The sequence below is a fragment of the Vibrio sp. Y176 genome (assembly GCF_033438945.1).
Genome location: NZ_JAWOQS010001181.1, coordinates 1 through 519, shown reverse-complemented (window position 1 = coordinate 519; position 519 = coordinate 1). Strand labels below are relative to the sequence as shown.

Annotated in this window: 2 pseudogenes; both read right to left on the bottom strand. The window is 45.5% G+C overall.

The window, feature by feature from the left end:
• Positions 1-209, bottom strand: a pseudogene (locus tag R7O13_RS30860) (phosphatase PAP2 family protein); the annotation flags it as partial.
• A gap of 167 nt (positions 210-376) precedes the next feature.
• Positions 377-519, bottom strand: a pseudogene (locus R7O13_RS30855) (SH3 domain-containing protein); the annotation flags it as partial.

Sequence of the window (519 nt, the reverse complement as noted above, 5' to 3'; positions counted from 1 at the left end):
AACATAAACCAAGATCCGTGTTCTTTATCTAAATACCAAGCTAACAGCCCTAAGACGACGTAGAGATGCCCATCTCCACTGTGCGAAACGCCTTTACTGATGTTGGCAACTTGTTGGTTAAAACGGTGCTGAAGACATACGCTAGAGAATGCTAAATCAAACTTAGCGATGGTTGCTATTGGCTGTGTGATTGTCTCAATGGTTCGCATGTGACCTTCCCTTACTTTGACAACGCCTTTGTGTGAAAAGTAGGAGGTTTAGGTGACAGCTACATGACGGGAAGTTGGACAATTAGTGACAAAAGTAGAATGGACGGAATAGCGCACATTGATGTGCCCAACCATACCGTTAAACACATCAATAAAAGCAATAAGAATTACGAAGGGTTAGCTGGTGAGGCCGACGGCGTATCGATATACCAAACTTTGCGTTTTTTGCGGCATGCGCGTAATGACCCCGTGGTCACATCACCGTCTTTGGTTAACTCATAGCTCAGCGCTCGACACGTGTAGCTGCCCA